The sequence below is a fragment of the Rhizobium sp. 21-4511-3d genome (assembly GCF_053522545.1).
The window spans coordinates 163476-184000 of sequence record NZ_JBNWCF010000010.1; the positions used below are offsets into that span (position 1 = coordinate 163476).

16 protein-coding genes are annotated in these 20525 nt (G+C 57.8%); 9 read left to right on the forward strand and 7 right to left on the reverse strand.

What is annotated here, in order from left to right; translation table 11 throughout:
* Nucleotides 1-337 precede the first annotated feature (337 nt).
* The 5 genes from glgB to ACQZ5H_RS22015 form a co-directional block, all read right to left on the reverse strand.
* Nucleotides 338-2554, reverse strand: coding sequence for a 1,4-alpha-glucan branching protein GlgB (glgB, locus tag ACQZ5H_RS21995; RefSeq protein ID WP_203431237.1), 2217 nt, complete (start codon nt 2552-2554; stop codon nt 338-340).
* Nucleotides 2551-5847: a maltose alpha-D-glucosyltransferase gene (gene treS / locus ACQZ5H_RS22000; RefSeq protein WP_449099008.1), complete on the reverse strand. Its 3297-nt coding sequence runs from the start codon at nt 5845-5847 to the stop codon at nt 2551-2553. Before treS ends, glgB begins: the two co-directional genes overlap by 4 nt.
* Before the next feature lies 1 nt (nt 5848).
* Nucleotides 5849-9055, reverse strand: coding sequence for an alpha-1,4-glucan--maltose-1-phosphate maltosyltransferase (locus ACQZ5H_RS22005; protein WP_203431239.1), 3207 nt, complete (start codon nt 9053-9055; stop codon nt 5849-5851).
* A 724-nt stretch (nt 9056-9779) separates the two neighbouring features.
* The gene (locus ACQZ5H_RS22010) at nt 9780-10028 is read right to left on the reverse strand and encodes a hypothetical protein (protein ID WP_449099009.1); all 249 of its coding nucleotides are present in this window, start codon (nt 10026-10028) and stop codon (nt 9780-9782) included.
* A gap of 43 nt (nt 10029-10071) precedes the next feature.
* Nucleotides 10072-10542 (reverse strand): Hsp20 family protein, encoded by a 471-nt coding sequence (locus ACQZ5H_RS22015; protein WP_203431632.1) that lies wholly within the window; start codon nt 10540-10542, stop codon nt 10072-10074.
* A gap of 316 nt (nt 10543-10858) precedes the next feature.
* Here ACQZ5H_RS22015 and ACQZ5H_RS22020 point away from each other — a divergent pair, with 316 nt between their 5' ends.
* From ACQZ5H_RS22020 to treY, 3 genes are all read left to right on the forward strand, one after another.
* Nucleotides 10859-11182 carry a hypothetical protein gene (locus tag ACQZ5H_RS22020; RefSeq protein ID WP_112715777.1) on the forward strand — a complete coding sequence of 108 codons (324 nt, stop codon included), beginning with the start codon at nt 10859-10861 and terminating at the stop codon, nt 11180-11182.
* Nucleotides 11183-11446: 264 nt separating this feature from the next.
* The gene (locus ACQZ5H_RS22025; protein WP_203431240.1) at nt 11447-12025 is read left to right on the forward strand and encodes a hypothetical protein; all 579 of its coding nucleotides are present in this window, start codon (nt 11447-11449) and stop codon (nt 12023-12025) included.
* A 406-nt stretch (nt 12026-12431) separates the two neighbouring features.
* The gene (gene treY, locus ACQZ5H_RS22030; protein WP_203431241.1) at nt 12432-14939 is read left to right on the forward strand and encodes a malto-oligosyltrehalose synthase; all 2508 of its coding nucleotides are present in this window, start codon (nt 12432-12434) and stop codon (nt 14937-14939) included.
* 284 nt (nt 14940-15223) lie between these two features.
* On the opposite strand, the gene ACQZ5H_RS22035 is transcribed toward treY, so the two are convergent.
* Both ACQZ5H_RS22035 and ACQZ5H_RS22040 read right to left on the reverse strand, forming a co-directional pair.
* Nucleotides 15224-15706 (reverse strand): DUF2243 domain-containing protein, encoded by a 483-nt coding sequence (locus ACQZ5H_RS22035; protein WP_112715773.1) that lies wholly within the window; start codon nt 15704-15706, stop codon nt 15224-15226.
* Nucleotides 15703-15963: a DUF982 domain-containing protein gene (locus ACQZ5H_RS22040; protein WP_112715772.1), complete on the reverse strand. Its 261-nt coding sequence runs from the start codon at nt 15961-15963 to the stop codon at nt 15703-15705. The genes ACQZ5H_RS22035 and ACQZ5H_RS22040 overlap by 4 nt, the downstream gene beginning before the upstream one ends.
* 191 nt (nt 15964-16154) lie before the next feature.
* On the opposite strand from ACQZ5H_RS22040, the gene ACQZ5H_RS22045 reads away from it, so the two are divergent.
* The 6 genes from ACQZ5H_RS22045 to ACQZ5H_RS22070 all read left to right on the forward strand — a co-directional run bounded on the left by ACQZ5H_RS22045 (nt 16155) and on the right by ACQZ5H_RS22070 (nt 19766).
* Entirely contained in the window at nt 16155-16544 is a 390-nt protein-coding gene (locus ACQZ5H_RS22045) for a DUF4142 domain-containing protein (RefSeq protein WP_449099010.1), read from the forward strand.
* Nucleotides 16545-16725: 181 nt separating this feature from the next.
* Nucleotides 16726-16914, forward strand: a complete 189-nt coding sequence (locus tag ACQZ5H_RS22050) for a hypothetical protein (protein WP_203431242.1) — start codon at nt 16726-16728, stop codon at nt 16912-16914.
* A 302-nt stretch (nt 16915-17216) separates the two neighbouring features.
* Nucleotides 17217-17417: a hypothetical protein gene (locus tag ACQZ5H_RS22055; protein WP_130279568.1), complete on the forward strand. Its 201-nt coding sequence runs from the start codon at nt 17217-17219 to the stop codon at nt 17415-17417.
* Nucleotides 17418-18243: 826 nt separating this feature from the next.
* Nucleotides 18244-18786 carry an MOSC domain-containing protein gene (locus tag ACQZ5H_RS22060; protein ID WP_199629720.1) on the forward strand — a complete coding sequence of 181 codons (543 nt, stop codon included), beginning with the start codon at nt 18244-18246 and terminating at the stop codon, nt 18784-18786.
* Nucleotides 18787-18849: 63 nt separating this feature from the next.
* Complete coding sequence (locus ACQZ5H_RS22065; RefSeq protein ID WP_449099011.1) at nt 18850-19335, forward strand: hydrolase; 486 nt, start codon at nt 18850-18852, stop codon at nt 19333-19335.
* A 212-nt stretch (nt 19336-19547) separates the two neighbouring features.
* Nucleotides 19548-19766, forward strand: a complete 219-nt coding sequence (locus ACQZ5H_RS22070; RefSeq protein ID WP_130279569.1) for a hypothetical protein — start codon at nt 19548-19550, stop codon at nt 19764-19766.
* Nucleotides 19767-20525 lie beyond the last annotated feature (759 nt).

Below are 20525 nucleotides of genomic sequence, written 5' to 3' on the forward strand. Positions count from 1 at the left end.
GGAAGGCGACAATCGCGCCTCTCGGCTGGAAAGGGTATCGACACCAATCGGCTAATAGCCGCATCTGAGAGTGGAAAGCCATGCAACCGGTGGAACCGCGGTAACTCTTTCGGCCGCCGCCAAGAACGTGGGAGATCGTCCGCTATATCTCTCAGAGCCTACTTGCGACTCTCTCCAGCTCAACCGCCCCAGGTCGACGTCACACCTGGGGCGCTGCATCATCGATGGAGCGTTCAGCTGGCAAAGTTGATATATGAAGGCCGTTCATACCCGCGGTACAGTGCCAAATACATCCTCTTGCCGGCCAGTCGCGCACCCGCTTTCGGCTGCGAGGGTTTCATCGATTTCGATCTCTAATGTACATGACAGTCGACAAAGGTGGCAGATCAGCCTCGATCGACATTGGCCGGCCGTGAGCGGCAACGAACTGTACAGCAACGTCGCCTATATCGGTTCCCGCGCCTCCATATACGGTGTCGTCCGTATTGAGTATCTTGCGCCAAAGGCCATCGAGAGGCACGCCAATTCGATAGCCTTGGCGCGGGACGGGCGTGAAATTGGATACAATCACGCAGGCGGTGTCGCGGGTCTGATCGTAGCGGATCATCGCCAGGACGGAATTCTCAGCGTCGTCGGCGACGGCCCACTCGAACCCGTCCGGGTGCAGATCGCCATATTGCAGGCATGGAAAGTGAGCATAAACGCGATTAAGGTCTCTCACCAACCTCTGAAGACCGCGATGACGAGGGTCGTCGAGAAGATCCCAGTCGAGCGAGGCGTCGTGATTCCATTCGTTCTTCTGGCCGATCTCACAACCCATAAATATCAGCTTCTTCCCTGGATGGCCCCACATGAAGCCGTACAGGGCTCTGAGATTGGCATGTTTTTGCCAGTCGTCACCTGGCATCTTACCCAGCATCGATCCCTTGCCGTGAACCACCTCATCGTGGGAAAACGGCAGGACAAACCGCTCAGTGTAAGCGTAGACCATCCCGAAGGTCATCGAGCCATGGTGATACTTGCGATAGACCGGATTGTCCGAAATGTAGTGAAGGGTGTCATGCATCCACCCCATGTTCCATTTCATGTCGAACCCCAGGCCGCCGTCAGCCGGCGAGGCTGTGACCTTCGGAAAGGCCGTCGATTCTTCGGCGATCATTAAGATATTCGGGTGGCGGTCGCGAACGACGCTGTTGAGGTGCTTGAAAAACTCTATGGCTTCTAGGTTCTCTCGCCCTCCGTACCGGTTCGGGATCCATTCACCCTCGGCACGGCTGTAATCGCGGTAAAGCATCGAGGCAACGGCGTCGACCCGCAGACCATCGACATGGTACCTGTCAAGCCATTCAAGGGCGCTTGCAATCAGGAACCCTTTCACTTCGGATCGCCCGAGGTTGTAGATCAGCGTGTTCCAGTCCTTGTGATAGCCCTCTCTTGGATCCTCATGCTCGTAGAGCGCAGTTCCGTCGAAGCGCGCCAGACCCCAGACATCACTTGGGAAATGGGCCGGCACCCAGTCAAGGATGACGCCGATCCCGCTTTCGTGGCAGCGGTCGACGAAATATCCGAAGTCTTCCGGCGTTCCATACCGTCCCGTCGGGGCAAAAAGGCCTAGTGGCTGATATCCCCATGAACCCCCGAAAGGATATTCCATGATCGGCATAAGCTCCACATGCGTAAACCCCATTTCCTTGACATAGGGGATCAGCCGCTGGGACAGTTCGAACCAATCGAGCGAACGCCCGCCATCCTTCATGTCCCGAAGCCAGGATCCGGCATGAACTTCATAGATCGATATCGGACCGTCCAGAATGTCCCTCCCAGCCCGCCGTTCGAGCCATTCAGCATCCCGCCATTTCACCGGTTCGGTTGAGGCAACGATGGATGCAGTGGAAGGCGCGGCTTCCGAAGCCCGGGCCACTGGATCAGCCTTCTGAGCAAGCAGATTGCCCTGCCCGTCCAAAATTTCGAATTTGTAGCGGTCGCCAACCGTCAGATCTGGGATGAAGATTTCCCAGACACCTGCCTCACGCCGCAAGCGCATTGGGTGGCGCCGACCATCCCAGCTATTGAAATCTCCAACCACCGAGACCCGGCGCGCATTTGGCGCCCAGACCGCAAAACGCACACCCTGGATGCCGTCGACGGTGACCGGATTTGCACCGAGAGCCGACGAAAGTTGGTAGTGCGTTCCTTGCGAAATCAAATGCAGGTCGAGATCACCAAGCAGGGGGCCGAACCGATAGGGATCTTCCGTCTCCTGGGCGCCGTTTGGCCAGAGGATTCTCAGCTTATATCCTGCGTCACTTTGGACCGGGCCGAGGAACACGCCGCCTGCATGCACCAGCGACGACACTGCAAGCACAGCACCCGTTGCGCGGTCGACCAATTCGACGCCTAGAGCGCCAGGAACGAACGTGCGAACTGTAATTCGCCCATCTTGCGACCGGTGGGGTCCCAGAAACGCGAAGGGATCGCCATGACGGCCCTCGACGATTGCGAGAAGTTCGCCGGGAGCCAAACTAGATGTGTCGACCGTCGATGGCTCCATCATGCCCGTTCTCCGTCAAGGCGTGACACGATTGCGCTGAAGCCGGCCAGGGGAATTGGCAGCCACTTCGGGCGATTGCGTGCCTCGTAGGCGATCTCGTACGCTGCCTTCTCCAAAAGGAAGATGTCGAGAAGCGCACGTATGGTCTTCGGATCGCTCGGCAGATCTGGTGATGCAGACAACGCGTGGATATATTTCTGAAGAAAAAGTTCCTCGGCTGCTTTGCCAAAGCGGTTGACAAACAAGCGCCTGCGCTCGTCGTGATGGTCGGACACGGCATCATTTTCAAGAGTCGCCGTGGCAACGAGATAGTCAAGAGATCGCAAAAGACCGGCGGCGTCCCGCAAGGGGCTGGTCTTTGCACGCCGCTCCGCGAGATTGCGCGCCGGTTCGCCTTCGAAGTCGATGATGACGGCGTCACCTTCCGTCACGAGTATTTGACCTAGATGAAAATCCCCATGAGTGCGTGTCAGCACGGCGTCTGCCGCCCGTCCACACAATCTTGCAGCCAATTTAGATATCTGCTCCCTTTGCGCCAAGAGACTGCGAATATCCTTCTCGACCGCGCTGTCGGGCGTGTCCGCGAGCTCCTCCAACTTGGAGAAGGCGTAGGCGATCTCGCCGGTCACTGATCTTTCGATGCCAGCAACGTCAGCCTCATCCGCTCTCCGCGGCGCGAAAGATGGATCTTCACTCGGTCGCGCAAGCAGGACGTGAAGTTCACCCAGGCGCTGGCCGATCATAGCAACGAAGTTCAAAAGCGGCTGTAGCTCGTCGTCAGCGGCGTCAGGCTCCGCTTCGGTGGTTGCAACCTCATCTGCAACCCGACGCAGATTGGCGAGCATCCAGTTCCACGCATCGCCCTGGTTACGGATTGCGCCTTGTACGACGGCAAGTGTCCACCGCCGCCCGTCCGCGTCATTACGCGCGACTTCGCCGAGAAGTGGAGCGGTGTGTTCATATCCCTGCTCGGTAAGATAGCGCGTCATTTCAACTTCGGGATGAACGCCCTCGAAGACGTGCCTTATAAGCTTGATCATGGCGATCTCGCCGACGATCAGAGAACTGTTTGACTGCTCCGCAGATAGCCATCGGATCTCCATTTCGGCGGTGATATCCAGCTGGTCCAAGTAATCGGTCCCGATGAAGTCTATCGTGCCGGAACGACCGGTCACGGTCGAGCGGTTCTTCAGGCTCTCGATCAAACCCCGCGCCATTGGCTCCACCGTAAAGCCGTCGGTGAGAAATCCAACACGTCGTCCTTGACGAATGCGAGCCAAGGCAAGTTGCTGGCCTAGGATGTTCGTCGTGGTGTCATCCCATTCGATGGCGAGCGGGAGCTGATAAGTCTCAACGTGATCAGGCAGGATGGCCTCGAGCTCGCCCAGCACTATCCCATCAGCGAATGGGATCGGCGTCGCCGAAACAAGCCTTGCCGATTGAAGAGACTGATCCTTGGCACCAAACCACCGCCGTCTTGAAAGATATGCTGGAAGGATGTCGTTGCCGAGCGCCCTCTGATGCTGAGGTTCATCAACCAGCTCCGTGAGGCTTCGGCGAATGACGACCGTGTGAAAATCGGGCAACTGTTCCGGCGGAGCCGTGCGCCACGCCGGACCATCCGATTCAGCATTGAGCTGGAACCAGAAAAACCCATAGGGCGGCAACGTCAGAAGATAGGTAAGCTGGCCGATTGGCGGGAACGGTGACATGCCGGTCAGCTCGACAGGCACGCGGCCTTCGTAGGCGGAGAGGTCCAATTCAACGGCTTGAGGTACCCGCGATAGGTTTGCCACGCACAGGATAACCTCGTCTCCGTGCTCTCGGAGATAGGCCAGAATACGCCGGTTGTCAGGAGAAAGAAACCGAAGCGACCCTCTGCCAAATGCGGGGTGCCGGCCGCGCAGCGAAAGCATGCGCCGGGTCCAGTTTAACAGCGAGTGCGCGTCTGATGTTTGGGACTCGACGTTGAGCGCTTCATAGCCATACTGCGCGTCCGAAACGGGCGGAAGGACCAGGCGGGCGGGATTGGCCCTTGAGAAGCCGCCATTGCGGTCGGGCGACCACTGCATCGGGGTTCGAACGCCGTCGCGATCGCCAAGGTAGATGTTGTCGCCCATCCCGATCTCATCACCGTAGTAAAGAACCGGCGTGCCCTGCATCGACAGCAGAAGCGCGTTCATCAGCTCAATACGCCGGCGATCGCGCTCCATCAACGGAGCCAGGCGACGGCGGATACCGAGATTTATGCGTGCTCGCCTGTCGGACGCATATGTTTCCCAAAGATAATCGCGCTCGGCATCCGTCACCATTTCAAGCGTCAGCTCATCGTGGTTTCTCAGGAAAATCGCCCACTGACAGCTGTCGGGAATATCCGGCGTCTGACGCATGATGTCGGTAATCGGAAACCTGTCCTCCTTGGCGATCGCCATGTACATCCGGGGCATCAGCGGAAAATGAAATGCCATGTGGCACTCGTCCCCGTCTCCAAAATATTCCCGGGTATCTTCCGGCCACTGGTTGGCTTCCGCAAGCAGCATCACGCCGGGATGTGTCTCATCGAGCGCGGCGCGAATGCGCTTCAGGATCGCATGCGTTTCCGGCAAGTTCTCGTTGTTTGTTCCCTCGCGTTCTACCAAATAGGGGATCGCGTCCAGTCGGAAGCCGTCAATGCCAGTTTCCAGCCAGAAGCGCATCACCGACAGAAGTTCCTTCATCACCAAGGGGTTGTCGAAATTCAGATCAGGCTGATGCGAATAAAAGCGATGCCAATAGTACGCTCCAGCCGTCGGATCCCACGTCCAGTTGGACTTCTCGGTGTCGATGAAGATGATACGGGTCTCAAGAAATTTCTGGTCTGTATCGGACCAGACGTAGAAGTCGCGCTCCGGGCTTCCCGCGGGTGACTGGCGCGCACGTTGAAACCACGGGTGCTGATCGGACGTGTGGTTGATGACCAGCTCGATGATAACCCGAATATTGCGTTCGTGGGCGGCGGCTACGAATTTGCGAAAGTCTTCGATCGTGCCGTAGTCGGGACTGACGCTCCCATAGTCGGCGATGTCATAACCATCGTCGCGCCGTGGCGAAGGAAAGAAAGGCAGGAGCCAGATCGCGTTCACGCCAAGCGAAGCGATATGATCAAGCTTCTCGAATAGACCTTCAAAATCCCCAATTCCGTCACCGTTGGCGTCATAGAACGATTTGATGTGCAACTGGTAGATGATTGCATCTTTATACCACAACGTGGCGTCGGCTGTCTCTGCCCGGCCTTCGCTGCTCGACACGTCTTCCATGTCAAATCTCTCCTGTTCTGACGCGCCAAATGGCGAAGGGCAAATGAATGGGATCAAGCCTGAGCGTCTGCCGCTTGCCTGTTAGCGAGAACCGTCGGGGGTTGACCAGGTCTTCCAAATCGAGCGTGCCAGCGTCATCCTTTCCAAAGTTCCAGAGCGGGATTTCGACGGTGCTCTCTTCGATGCCATGCGGATTGAGGCATATGCCGATCAGCAGGACGTTGTGGCGCCCAGGCGCGGCCTTTTCGAAGAACATCACATTCGGGTTGGACGAATTCAAAAGCGTCAGGCCGAGATGGGAATGGAGCGCGGGGTTATCACGGCGAAGCCTGTTCAGCATCGTTATTTCCGGCTTGATGTTCCCAGGCCGGTCGTAGTCCCAGGCGCGAATTTCGTATTTCTCGCTGTCGGCATATTCCTTGCGCTTGACATCGGGACGGCCCTCGCAAAGTTCGAACCCGTTATAGACCCCCCACAGGCCAGACAGTGTGGCAGCCAGTGCGGCACGGATCACGAATGCCGGCCGCGGCGCATTCTGGAGAAAGTCTGGATTGATGTCGTGCGTGTTGACAAAGAAGTGGGGCCGAAAGAATTCCTTGGCTTGGCTCTGCGTTATCTCGAGCATGTACTGCTCAAGCTCCCACTTGCTGTTGCGCCAAGTGAAGTAGGTGTAGGACTGAGAAAATCCGACTTTGGCGAGACGGTACATCACCTTCGGCCGCGTGAACGCTTCGGACAGAAAGACGACCTCCGGGTGGCGGGCGCGTATATCGCCGATCAGCCATTCCCAGAACGGAAAAGGTTTGGTGTGGGGATTATCCACCCGGAAGAGCTTGACGCCCTCGTCCACCCAAAGCTGGACGATATCGCGCAATTCTTCCCAAAGCGCTGGCACGGCATCCTGAGAGTAAAAGTCGACATTGACAATGTCCTCGTATTTCTTAGGCGGATTTTCCGCGTAGCGGATCGTTCCGTCCGGTCTCCACTCGAACCAGCCAGGGTGCTCGGTCAGCCAAGGGTGATCAGGAGAAGCCTGGATTGCGAGATCGAGTGCCAGTTCCAGCCCTTCGTTACGCATTGCTTCAACAAGACGCCGAAACGCGTCAATCCCGCCCAGTTCCGGATGGATTGCATCGTGACCGCCATCCGGCGAACCGATCGCATAGGGACTGCCTGGATCACCAGGGCCCGCTACCAAGCTGTTGTTTCGGCCTTTACGATTGGTGGTGCCAATTGGATGGATCGGTGGGAAATACAAAACGTCGAAGCCCATCTCGCGGATCGCCGGCAGTCGGGCAACAACGTCGTCGAAGGTTCCGTGACGATGAGGATCTCCACTTTGTGACCGAGGAAAGACTTGATACCAGCTTGAGAACGCGGCCTCCGCGCGCTCTGAATCGACGCTATAGGTGCCCGACCGAGTTCGGAACGGTCGCTCGTCAGCCTGCGACATCAGTACCGAGAGATGAGGTGACAAGAGCAGCCGGGTCTTTTCGGCCGCGTCGCTGCGCTCTATCGCTTCCAGCAGTTCCACAAGTTTATCATGAAGGCCGGGGTCGGCATTCCCCGCGGTTCTCTCGGCCGCGCGTCGTACCAGCGCTGCCCCCTCGGTCAGTTCCAGGCTGAGGTCAAGCCGGGCTTCGGCTTTTTTCGACAGCTCGTAGCGGAATATAGCAAACGGGTTCTTCCAAGCCTCGATGCAGTAGTGATAGCGGCCGATCCTTTCGAGGGAAAAGGCACCGGCCCAACGATCATTGCTGTCGGAACTCAGCGGCACCTCATGCCACTCCGCTTCATCTATTGCCCGGTACAATATCGCCGCCTCCAAGCGGTCGTGCCCGTCGGCAAATATATCGGCCGTTACGGCAACCCTGTCCCCGACGACGCGTTTGACAGGGAAACGCCCAAGGTCGACCGACGGCTCGATATTTTCAATCGCGATACGTCCGGACGGGTCGGTTGCCGTCCCTGGTGACGTCAGGCTTTGTGTTGCGATCACGGCGCCCGCCGCGACAGCGACCGTTCTAACCTCTCCGGGAGCAAGTCGGTTCGACCGGAGATGCGACTCGGAAACAAGGAAGGGTGCGGCAGCACGCGAAATGATGTCGTCTGGAAAAGCACACGGCCGGCGCAGGTCCCGGTTAACCACAAGCAGACGCTTTCGCTCCGCAACACGTGGGTCTGGTGCGTCAGTTAGGGTCATGACGATCACCTGCGCCGCGGCCTCATATGCCGTCGGCGTCAGCGCATCTTTAGCAGCAATAGCCGCGTTGGCTTCACGGACCGCTGCCGAAAGATCGAAAGCACCATTCGACCGAATCATGCGCAGGTCTTGACCTGAACCGCGGGTGGCATCCAGTGGCAGGACCGCGCCAAACTCGAAGCCCATAGGAATGAGCATTCCATCGCCAAGCTCGGCCGAAAGTCGCAGCGCCCGGATCGACTTCCGCTCGCGGATCTCCCGGCTCTCGGTCCCATGGGCGAGCCGCCTTGCGAACGGAGCTTCGGGAAAGGCGACCTGCAGCCCAAGTGCTCGCTGCAGACGCAGCTCCTCGAAAAGCCACGCTTCCTGCAAGTCCCACCAGGCAAGCGATGAAAATGTGCCATCAAAGCCCAGGCCGGCGAGCCGTCGGCGAAATGAGAAGTCGGTCCCCGGGGTGTAGACCAGCCGTAAAGGATCCGCACCGCCCGTCTCAGCCACTGCCAATCGCCTCAGATCAGCCTCGCCCAGGGCGTCAAGCCCCAGATAACGGAATCCTGAGACTCCAAGGGTGGTTAATTTGCGCAACAGTTCACCGAAACGGTCGATGTCGCCGCCGGCTGCGCCGTTTCGCGCGGGCGCGGATGGTGAAGGACGGGGATCGAGCGCATCACTTTCACCAGTGGTTTCTGCCTGCCCTGCCGGAAGCACGACGTCGATCATGAAGTCCATCCCTTGCGATTTCGCTCTTTCGCACAGGAATGCGACACCCTCTTCCAATGGACGCTGGAGCCCGAAGGCGGGATCTATGGAACTGGCATCGAATGCTTTGAAAATGCTGGCGTCCTGGAAGTGGCGCCGAAAGATCGGCGCGGACATGACCGTGTCGAAATTCAAAGATGCGGCGTGATCGAAGATCTCCAGCCAACGTCTTTCCGTTGGCAAATCGAGAGGATTGACATAATAGATGCGGGGCCTTGAGATCTTCGAGCGACGCGCAGGCATCATCTGTATTTCTCCACGCACGGGCAGGTCGAGCCGCAGGTTCTTTACGCAGGAGCGATAGAAACTTTCGGACCTGGCCGTTGTTCCCGACAATCTGCGGTTTGTGATTGACGAGCAAACGCGGCAGCAGGCCCCGCGGCTAACCCCGGAAATCGATCGAGCAACTTGCTCGGCGGCCGGTTGCCGAGTCCTCGGGATTGCGATCGTTATCGGCCAAGTTTCAGCCCGCCCTTCGCCGAGGCGGTTCGGCGGACGGCGCATAGCGCGCCGGCGAGGTCACGCGCTCCCGCCGCTTCCTAGATCAGCGCGCTGCATACGACGTTAGTCAGGGTTTGCCGCCCCGGCACCCGGTCCCGCCAAGCATCAAGACGTGGCAAGCCGCGTCGCGCCTTGCAATGCCATGGGTCAGGACTTTAAAGCTTCGCGTGCTGCCTTCAGCCGCTCGGTCTTTCGCCGGCGCGCCTCCGCTTCGGCTTCGATCGTTGATATTGCTATGACATGGGTCTCTTCCGCACGAGACCGGCGCTCGGTCATAGTCATCGATTTACGGCGGCGTGATATCGGTCGTTCTTCGTTTTTGCTCATGCCTGCTAATTGCGTCGTGAAGCGCTCAAGGCAACACTACCGTCCGGAAACGTACACGATTGGCAACCACACCCGTTGTCACTCGCGTACGTTCATCGCCACCGTCCAAACAGGATCGGACCTGCAACAGACCCGGTCTAGCCTATTGCTTGGAGGGCTCGCGCTTTGCAAATATACCGCGGGCAGCACTCACCATCGCGTCAAGGTGTTGAGGATCGTGCACGCCTTGCCGATAAAGCTGCACCAGGATCGAAGCGATCCGCTCGCCTTCTTCCGATCGACGGTCAACGCCGGCCTTGGACGCGACGGCATCGAAGACACGTTGACAGGCCTCCAAGTCGCCGACGTAAAAGCCGTCGTGCTTATCAATTTGAAACGCTTCCATAGCCATTGCAGACGGCGCATGCTACGCCGCCCGCTCCCCTGTGTTGAAATCAAGCGACCTGCTTGTCGCCTTCGATCTGGAGCGGAGCCGAAGCCTCGCTGTCACCGCCGATCGAGATCTTGCGCGGCTTCATAGCTTCGGGGATTTCCCGTTTGAGATCGATGGAAAGCAGCCCGTTTTTCAGGCAAGCGTTCTCGACGCTAACATGATCTGCAAGTTCGAACCGACGCTCGAAGCTGCGCGCCGCAATGCCCCGATGCAGGTACTCAGCCTTGCTGTCATCGGCCTTTCCACCCTTGACGACGAGAAGGTTGCGCTCCTGCGTAATGTCGAGATCGCCATCCTCGAACCCGGCGACAGCCATCACGATCTTATACTCATTGTCGCCGTTCTTGATGATGTCGTAAGGCGGCCACGCGTCGACTGGCTGGAGACGCTGTGAATTATTGAGCAGCGAAAATACCCGATCGAAGCCGATGCTGGACCGATAGAGTGGCCCGAAGTCGAATTCTGTTCTCATGACCAAAACCTCTTTAAAGCGAGTTGGAAGCGGAACGCTGAGAAAGGGCGTTCCCTGTTCTCCGGCCCCCATCTGGGCTACCGGCGTGCGCAAATCTGGTTTTTTTGATTTTTGTTTTCAAGGCAGCCGAACAAAATTTTTTGCACACTCCTGGAGCGACGTTTGCATATGCGATCGCCGGGCTTCACGCGAAAAGAGGCGGAGGTTCAGAGGCGTTCAGCGGCGCGCATCGCTCCTTGGCGAACCGGGTGAACGAGCCGTGGAACCATTTCCATATTCTGATGTTAGACGGCGTCACCAACAGGATCAAACTTTCATGCGCGCAGTTTTATTGACTTTGGCCGCCCTCCTCGCCGGCTCGCCGTGCTACGCAATTTCGAGACTAAGCCCATTGTCCATGACCTGTGAGCAGGCCCGAGAGGCAGTCCACTCACAGGGAGCAGTCATCTTCCGATGGAAGTCGCCGCGGGGTCTGCCGCTCTATGACCGCTTTGTGCGCAATAGTCGGTTCTGCGAGGCCAACGAATACGCTGAGTGGAAGAGCATACCGACCAGAGACAACAGGAGCTGCCGGGTACTGAATTGCCAGAACATCGACAACCTGGATGGCACCTTTATTGTTCCCGATCACTCCCTTTAGACTGAGCGCCATTTTAGCCGAAGGGAGGCGCGGGATTGGAGGACGAAATGAGAGACCATTGCGTTGTAGGCCTCCAGGCCGTCTCAGCCGGAAAGCCGTCCTCTTGAGCCCTCGTGTGATCTGGCTTGGCAGGCTAGGCAAATGCGCTTCTCGGCGTCGAGGACGCAGGCGCGACAGCCTAAGTCACGTCGTTGCCGATTGTGTGTTTGTCAGGGAACTTGTCTCAGAAATCAGCGTTCGATCCAGTTGCTTGAGGAGTGGGACATGCAGCCGGCTGACTTTCGAATGGCTTTTCTTGAGACGCTTCAGGAGCTCTCTGACCTTGCGGGCGACGATCCCGTGGATGGCCGGGCCGCTTGGAGCGTTGATTACCTCACCAGGCGCAAGACGTGGTTCAGCTTTTCCGGCACCAGCCGTGCGGGTATGCTTTTTGCCAGAGGACGAGCGCTTGACACGATCAGCGGCGCAATGATCGATGACGAAGCTATTATGATGACGTTCCGGCTTCTGGATTTTACGCACAATCAGCTTATTTCGGCTTATATGGGGAAGAAGCGCCTTGCCACGCAGATTGCAGGGGATCTTTCCAGAGGTTTCATTCGCGCCCCCGAATTCGTGAGTGTCCAGATCGACCACGAAGTTAGCACGTGCCCAGACACGATCCACCGCTCTTCGACGCGTTTCATCTTTGTGGGCTTTGAGCGAATGGATGATGCAGACGATGTCGGCTCGGGGAAGGGCCTGGCCGGATCCCGAGACAGCATTTCCCCTCACTGGTATCGCAATCGGATACGTTTCCCTGAAAAGCGAGGCGTCCGCTTAACGCCAAAAAGGGCGGCCTGAGTGGCGCTTGCATTAATCGTCCGTCGGAAAGATGCTCCAGTTAAACGGGCTTTGAGGGCTTGGACAACTCAAGCTCAATCATGTTGCGCAAGCGTCCGCGGAAGCGAGGGACAAACCGCATGCTCTTTTCGTCAGGGCGGGTTGCCTCAAGCCATACCCGTGGACGGAAAACTCCACTTCAGACGCATAACGGCACCGCGACCCGTTCCAAGCCGTTCAACTCAAGAGATATTGGGACGTCGCGTACAAAATCTGCCGAAGCCAGGTCGGCCAGGGTGAGAACGGGGTCGGTGACTGGAACCGGCGGTGGTCTTCGGAGTTTAAAGGGCGCCTTTCAAACGACGGCGCTCTCGAGTCGTCATGCCAGGCGGGCGATCCAGAGCCTATACAACAGCCGGAAAGATCTATGAGCGTACCAACAGCAACCTATCGCATTCAGTTCCGCAACGGCATGACGTTCGATCGTGCTGCCGAACAGGTGCCCTATTTGAAGCGTCTTGGGATCAGCCATCTCTACGCCTCACCCATCTTCACCGCGACATCCGGCTCCAGCCATGGCTACGATGTCACGGATGCCACTGAAATCGATCCGGCGATCGGTGGTCGGATCGGGTTCGACCGAATGGTGAGAAGCTTAAAGGGAGCCGGCCTCGGTCTCATCCTCGATATCGTACCGAACCATATGGCGGCATCGCTTGAGAATGCGTGGTGGCGCGACGTCGTCGAACACGGCGCAGCCAGCCGCTACGCCGGGCACTTCGATATCGACTGGTCGCGCAAACTCACGCTTCCCTTTCTGGGAGGCTCATTCGATGAGGCGCTGCATGCAGGCGAGATCACGATTGAGCGAGATCCGAAAACTGGAAACCCTGCGTTCGCTTTTTACGAAGCGTTCTATCCCCTGGCGCCCGAGACCTATTCCGGTCGCAAGGACGAGATCCTGAGCCTCTCCGACAAGACCGAGATCAAGAGACTGCACGATCTTCAGCCTTACCGATTGATGTCGTGGCGTGATGCTCCACGAGATTTGTCCTATCGCCGGTTTTTCGAGATCACTGGCCTGGCCGGTGTTCGCGTTGAGGACGCTACAGTTTTTGCAGACACCCATCGTCTTATCCTTGACCTCGTCCATTCTGGCGCCGTGGATGGTCTGCGTATCGACCATGTCGACGGCCTTGCCGACCCAAAGAGCTATCTTGAGCGACTGCGTGAACAAACCGGGCCAGCGTGTTACATTACTGTCGAAAAAATCCTCGGTGAAGGCGAGATGCTTCCTCCAGACTGGCCGGTCTCCGGAACGACGGGCTACGAGTTCATCGCAGCTCTGAGCGATGTTTTCGTGGACAACGACAAGATGGAGGTTCTAAGGGGCGCCTACCAGAAGCTTGTCGGCCCCCTCGACATGAAAGAAGAACTGCGTTCGGCTAAAACGCTGATGGTAGACAACAACTTCGCGGGGGAGTTTGCTGTACTGATACAACTCGCTCGCCGGATCGGGGAGACGGATGATAGCCTCGCCTTGCCGGAAGAAGCGCTTGCGGAAGCCCTGCGCGAATTGCTGATCTGCTTCCCGGTGTACCGCACCTATGGCACGGGCGCAGGGTTGCCGGGGGAAGACAGACTCAGGCTAGCGTCAGTCATGGCGACGGTCCAAAACGCCACCAATCGCCCCGATGCCCGGGCGCTCGCTACCCTCGAGCGCATACTTCTCGGTGACGTCGATCACACTGTTGGTGAGCTCGCTTCGACATTTCGAACGCGCTTCCAGCAGCTGACTGGTCCGCTGATGGCAAAGTCTGTCGAGGACACGCTCTTCTTTCGCCAGGGCGCGCTACTCGCGCTGAACGAGGTTGGAGCAGACCCCCTTCCCCGCACCTATCGGCTGGATCGATTTCACGAGGAGATGAAGTCTCGCCTTTTGCGCCAGCCCGATGCACTTTCCGCATCGTCCACACATGATACCAAGCGCGGAGAAGACGCTCGCGCACGACTCTACGCGCTCACCGAGGCGCCGGAGGCCTGGAGCCGCGGCGTTGATCGTTGGCGGGAGATGAATAGAACGTTCGTTCAGAAGCTCGACGACGGTCTTGCCCCCGAGCCTTCCGTCGAGTGGATGCTTTACCAGGCACTTGCCGGCGTGTGGCCAGCAGATCTGGAGCACGAAGACGCCGCTTCTTTGGGTGCCATCGAAGATCGCTTCGTTGCCTACACGGAAAAAGCCTTGCGCGAAGCAAAACTTCGTACGACGTGGAGTGAGATTGACGAGGCCTATGAGAGCGCCGTCATCGCCTATGTGCGCCGCCTACTGTCACCAGACAACCGTGCTTTCCTTGACGATTTCACCAAGACCCTTCGTCCCTTCGTTCGTTCGGGCCTTGTGAATAGTATTACCCAGGCGATCATCAAGCTGACTGCTCCCGGCGTACCGGATATCTATCAGGGAAGCGAAGGCCTCGACTTCAGTCTCGTCGATCCCGACAACCGGAGGGAGCCGGACTTCGAGACCCTCCAGAGGCACCTACTGGGAGCTGGAGATGAGGTCTGGGCCGAGGACAATGGGCGACTGAAGCAGCATGTCATCACCACTCTTCTGCATGTGCGTCAGCAAGTTCCGACGCTCTTTCGCCGGGGAGATTACCTGCCACTCATAGCTTCCGGTCCTCGAGCAACTAATGTTCTCGCTTATGCTCGCGCTGATCAGACAGATGTCGTTGTAGTCGTTACGCCCCGCTTGTGGCTCGGCGTTGACGACCTGAGCGCTCCCATTCCATGGGCCGGAACGCGCATAGCCCTTCCGGCGGCCTTTCAAGATCGTTCATTCATCGATCTGTTGACGGGGCGACTTGTTCATGTGCACGATGCGCTTCAACTCGAAGCGTTCACGAAGCCTTTCGTGGTTCTCAAGTCCACCTGAAGCAGGCATCGCTCAGTCGCCAGTGACCGTCTGTGCGGAGCTTGTGAATAGTGTTGCGCCATTGCGGCAACCAGATGGTTACGGCTGGTCGCAATCGAGGGCGGCCAGCAGGGGCGATGCAGACGGAGGGTCAGGTTGGCAGTCCAAAGCACCGTAGCGCCAAAATATCGTCCAGCGTGACACTGGATCCAAACATCAGATAAGACCAGACCGGTCGAGTGGCGAAGACGAGCGCAGCGCCAAAAGCGACCCAGATCACTGCCGCTCGGAGCTCACGAAATACCTCAGCCATGCCGCCGGATCCAGATAAAGGCTCCCGCAGCGACCATCGTTCCGCCCGCTGCGAGAAAGCCGAGATCCCAGAGCAGCCAATAACCGCGAGCGACCGTTTCGTTGACGTGGTGGAGCCCCAGAATCTGATGGTCGACGATCCCCTCGACAAGATTGAAGCCCCCAAAGCCGATAAGCATTAGAGCCGCGAGCTCCGCCGTCGACCAGCGGAAGTGACTAAGCCTGCTCGACCTCCAGAGAATGAATAGCCCGGCAAGGACCAGGACATAGGTTGCCGAATGAAAAACCCCATCCCACAGCGTGTTGAGCTCGAGATTTGCGATAGTGTTGATCGGATACCAAGAGCTTATCATGTGATGCCACTGAAGCAATTGATGCAGCACGATTCCGTCGAAAAAGCCCCCGAGCCCAATTCCAAGCAGCAAGCCCGCAGATAGCGGGACGCCACTTCTGACGTTGCGTCTGATTATTGTCATGCGAGAACTTTCGCTGCGGCTGCAGCCTCTACAAACGCGCTTCGCGCGAGCGCGGGGCTACCGTGCCGAGACACTGCATTCATGCAGTGGCGCTTGGCAGCGAGATATTCAGAGTTATTCCCGGTAGGCCATCGGTGGAGCAGTGCAGAAAGCGCTGCATCAGGCCCACCGATCCGTTCGCGCATCCCGCTGCCTATTCTTATAAAGACCGGTGACGGCCAGATAACGTGAAAGTCGACATCGATAACATTTTCCATTGAGGGCCTCCTGCTTCCCATAACAATAAGCGTATCGCAGGGTTCCACTGGCCTTGGCTGTGTGCGCTAGCGAACCTTCGCTGGGCGTCTGGAACTTCTAGCCGAGGCTGTGGTTGTGACCCGCTCTGCCCTGGAAGGGCAACTTCAACATTTTCGGTGGGCTGCAACCACCCTCGCCCGGAGGCTTCACGATGAAAAGACTGGCTCTCAGCCTAGTTGTCTGCCTGATCACGCTTCCAGTACGCGCCGGCGACGGGGAGGGCGCGAAGCAGGATTTCGCGCAAAAAGCCGCGGTGTCGAACATATTCGAGATCGAGGCCGCGAAAATCGAAATCTCCCAAGGGCGAGCGGTCGCCGCTAAGCAATTCGCTCAGGATATGCTGCGGGACCATGGCCGCGCCGCAGGGTTGCTATCATCGGCCGCCAGAAACGATGGCGTCACCGTTTCACAGTCGCTCGATGCCCAACATCAGCAAAAGATCGACGCTCTTAAAAACAGCGATCCCGCAAATCTCGACCAAGCTTACCTGTCGACACAGGTAACCGCGCATCAGCAGACATACGAGCTGTTTGTGGCCTAAGCGAAAGAGGGTCCTGATGGCCCATTGAAAAACGCGGGTGTGACGATGTTACCCGACCTCCACATGCACCTGACCCGTGTCCAGGGCATTTCTAACAAATAGCCGACAGCCTGCCGCCCACGCCGCTGCCAAAATCGCTCGCAATAGGATGGCTATGCCAATCTTCTGCGGAAACGATAATGTGAACGTCGCTTCTGTCGCCGGGGCAAACGCCTTCTATTTTAGCCGCCGTGGCCAGCCTGCAGCTTCGAGAGCTGGCGCAACCTCTGCACTCGTCGCACTCGGAGCCGCCTTGGCTATCTCCCGTCCTAAAGAAAAGATCGCTCTTCTTCTCGACATCGAAGACATCGCCTTGAAGAAAGCCCGCTGACGATTGGAGATTAGCTTCGTTCATCACTCGTACGCCAGTTCCCCCTTTCAGCATTGCCACATCGATAGGGCCGCCCACATTTCATCTCTAAATCCCCGGGACGCGGGAACTCTTGCACTCTGGGAATGTTCGGGCCCGGTCGCCCGGCACGTGCTTACTTGCAAAGCCTTCTGTCTCCTGGTCGTGTTGGGCGACACCTGTCCAATAGTCTGAGCAAGCGGCGAAAAAAGCGGAACAACATCGCCGCACGCAGGTTAAGTTTGCGAGGCATCTGGGCCTCTTCAAACAATGGAGACTATGTCATGGCAAATCAGGGCGGCTCGCACGAGCAGCACGTAAAGGCAGGCCAGCAGAGCCACAAGAATTCTGGCTCGAAGCAGGCTTCTTCGAGCAAGACTTCCGAGGCTTCTTCTTCTGCCAAAAGCGCCTCCTCTGGCAAGCAGGGCGGCTCGCACGAGCAGCACGTCAAGGCTGGCCAGCAGAGCCATAAGAACAGCCACTGATAACAGCTTGTTCTACGACGAGGAGGCCGCCACGGCGGCCTGTTTCTTTTTTATGCTCGCCTTTTGCGCCATTCCTTCCACCTGACGGTTGCGCAAGTCGCCAGCTATGAAGCCCGTTCTTACCCCCGAGTCTCGGCTGCTGAATTTGCGCTATCAACGACCAATCGTCTATTCGGCGTTCTCGATGTGGAAAGATGCGCCGCGACGAATTTCCTTGCAGGGTCACCCGATCACAGGTCCGATGGTCATGGTGTGAACACAGCAGTCGTTGAGTGACCGCCGCTATACTCCGCCCAGGCAGAAAAGTTCTCACTGATCAAACCATAGGTCAAAGCTTCCGACGGAATCTCGTGCGTCTAGTCGCTGGAACCGCATATCGGGCAAGCCGTGACGACAGACGCGGGAATGGCCCTTCCACTTTCTGTGCGACCGGCAGCATGAAGGCATATTATGCCGGCCCGATGAACCCAGCCGTGGACGTTGTTGGTCCTCCGGGCCTGGCGGCGCAGCTCGCATTTCCACGCCTGGGAAACAACGAGGGCTTCGGCCGTTTAGTCGGCAGACAATCGCTCACGTCCATAATGACCGGCGCTAGCTCCGCGTCGTGAACCAGCTCGACGGTCGGGTCCACATTCTAAGGAAAGGCCTCGCCAAGAAACGGCGAGGCTTTCTCGCTGGTTGCTTGAGTTGAAACAGGGGAACGCTAAGGGAGCAACGTTCCAGCCACCAACGAGAGCGGCAATCGACGCAGCCATCTTAGGTCGTGCTTTACATCCGGGCAAACAACGTTATGAACACGCCACGAACGAATGCGAAGGTTGGCCCTATGGGCGGCGTGGTTATTGCGGTCGCCTGCGACCACCAACATCGATTTTCAAAGATGCTTGTACCAAGGATAACTATGTTGCAAGGCTTGGGCGTTGAAGGCGACGCCCATCTTGGCGTCACTATCAAACATCGCTACCGCGTGAGGACCGATCCAAGCCAGCCGAACCTTCGTCAGGTGCATTTGATCCAAGCGGAACTTCTGGACGAACTGGCCAGTAGTGGCTTTGCCGTCGCTCCGGGCGACCTCGGCGAAAATGTCACCACCCGCGGGGTCGACCTCCTTGCACTTCCTCGCGGGACGATCCTCAAGCTCGGCGCAGACGCGGTATTGCATGTAACCGGCCTTCGCAATCCATGCTCCCAGATCGAAAAGTTTCGCTCCGGTCTTCTCAAGGCGGTTCTGCTAAAAGCGCCGAGCGGCGAAGTCGTCAGGAAGACTGGTGTGATGGCCGTTGTTTTGGCGGGTGGCGTTGTCGTTCCCGGTGATCCTGTCGTGGTCGAACTCCCCCAACCTCCACTTTTTGGGCTCGAGGCTGTGTAAGATTTCGTGCACTGCGGATACGCCGCCCCTAGAAATTCCGGCAAGAGCCTGCAGATAACGCTGATGATCCATTTTACCGCTGACACGCATTTCGGCGACCCGCGCGTTTTGCGCCTCGATCGGCGACCGTTTTCAAGTACAGCCGAGCATGACGCGGCGCTTGTTCGCAGCTGGAATGAAACCGTTGGCCCCAGCGACGAGGTCTGGCACCTGGGAGACGTCATGTCGGCAAACGCGGGTGATTGCACAGTGCTTCTGTCAAAGCTGCATGGGCGCAAGCACCTGATCATCGGCAACAATGACCCGCCGACGACGACCAGTTCTTCCGCATGGGAAAGTGTGCAACACTACGCTGAAATCAGGCATGATGGGCATCACCTGGTCCTATGCCACTACGCTTTCAGGACATGGAACCACATGGGCAGGAAGTCGATCAATCTACATGGCCATTCGCACGGCAGGCTGAAACCCTATTTCCGCCAATTCGACGTCGGCGTCGATGCGCGCGGCCTGCGTCCCGTGACACTCGCGAGCATCTTGGGGCAGTAAGCCCGTCACTTCCGGCGGCGTGGCATTCGCTGAAGATCAGCGCCTGCCAACTTTTATGGCTCTCAAGAATTTCCCTCGGGTTTTGATTGGCCTTGCCAACCTGCCCCGGGCCCGAACATTCCTACAAGAAGATACACACCAGATCCAGACGGACACAAAGGCGATACACCAGCGTGCGATCTGTCGCCGCGATCACCTTTGAGGAATTCAACATGCTTCAGCTCGCGCAATTGGCCGTTCTGGCCGCTTTCGTCGTTTTGTTTGCCGCCTTAAGCCTAGCGGCCTCACCGATGATTTTCATCGCTCACCATCGAATGCCTGTGATGATGGCCGGTATTGCGGCGATGGTCTGTCTAACTTTGCTCACCGCGATCCTGCTTGCGGCATCGTCGGTCCTGGACCGGGTCCGCAAAGCGAGAAATTCAGCTTAGAAGCCGCTGGGCGGAGCTTGATCTCCAATGCCATGGAACCACAACTGAGCTTCCACGTCAGCCTCCAATGGCGGTTCGGTTCCGGCCCTTCCGTTCACCGCAGATGTCCGGTCCAGGCGATTATCTGGTCCGCCGGCATCATGACAGTCTGTTTTCAGCTAGGAATGAGCAACGCAGTAGCAATGGTCAATGTTCTCGAGAGCGTGGAGGGAACAATCTTTGGATCAGGAGGTTCTAACTCGCAGGCAGCACTCGATTCTCCCATCGGGCAACCGCTCTCCGCGGAGGCTGCGACAGCATGCAAACCCCCGGTCTCCTCCCTCCCGGACCGGGGGTTTTCATGTGGGCGCTCTTCGATTTCATCTGTTGTGACCAGGCTAAGCGCTCGCGGCTCGACGCTGTCCTGCTGAGCAGAGTTCAGTCAAATCCTTGAGGCGCTGGCGCTGTCGGGAGAAGCCCCTTAGAACTGGAAGCGCAGCGCTCCTTCTTGTGAAGACTGGCGCCGCCCGTCAGGGACCAAATCTCCAAGTCTGCAATCTGATACAAGCTGGCGCGTCACCGTGGTGCGACATCCAAAGGTGCTGTCTGCAATTGCAATATCTTCCGACCGCTCGCCGGAACGACGAGCGTTGCGACGGCTATCAGTCGAGACACGTTTCGGCCGCCATGGCACGGAGCCTTGTAAACAGCGCTTATCGACGCTGTCTGAGCCCGGTCATCCTTTTATCCTCCCCGACATAGGCCATCGCCCAACCACCG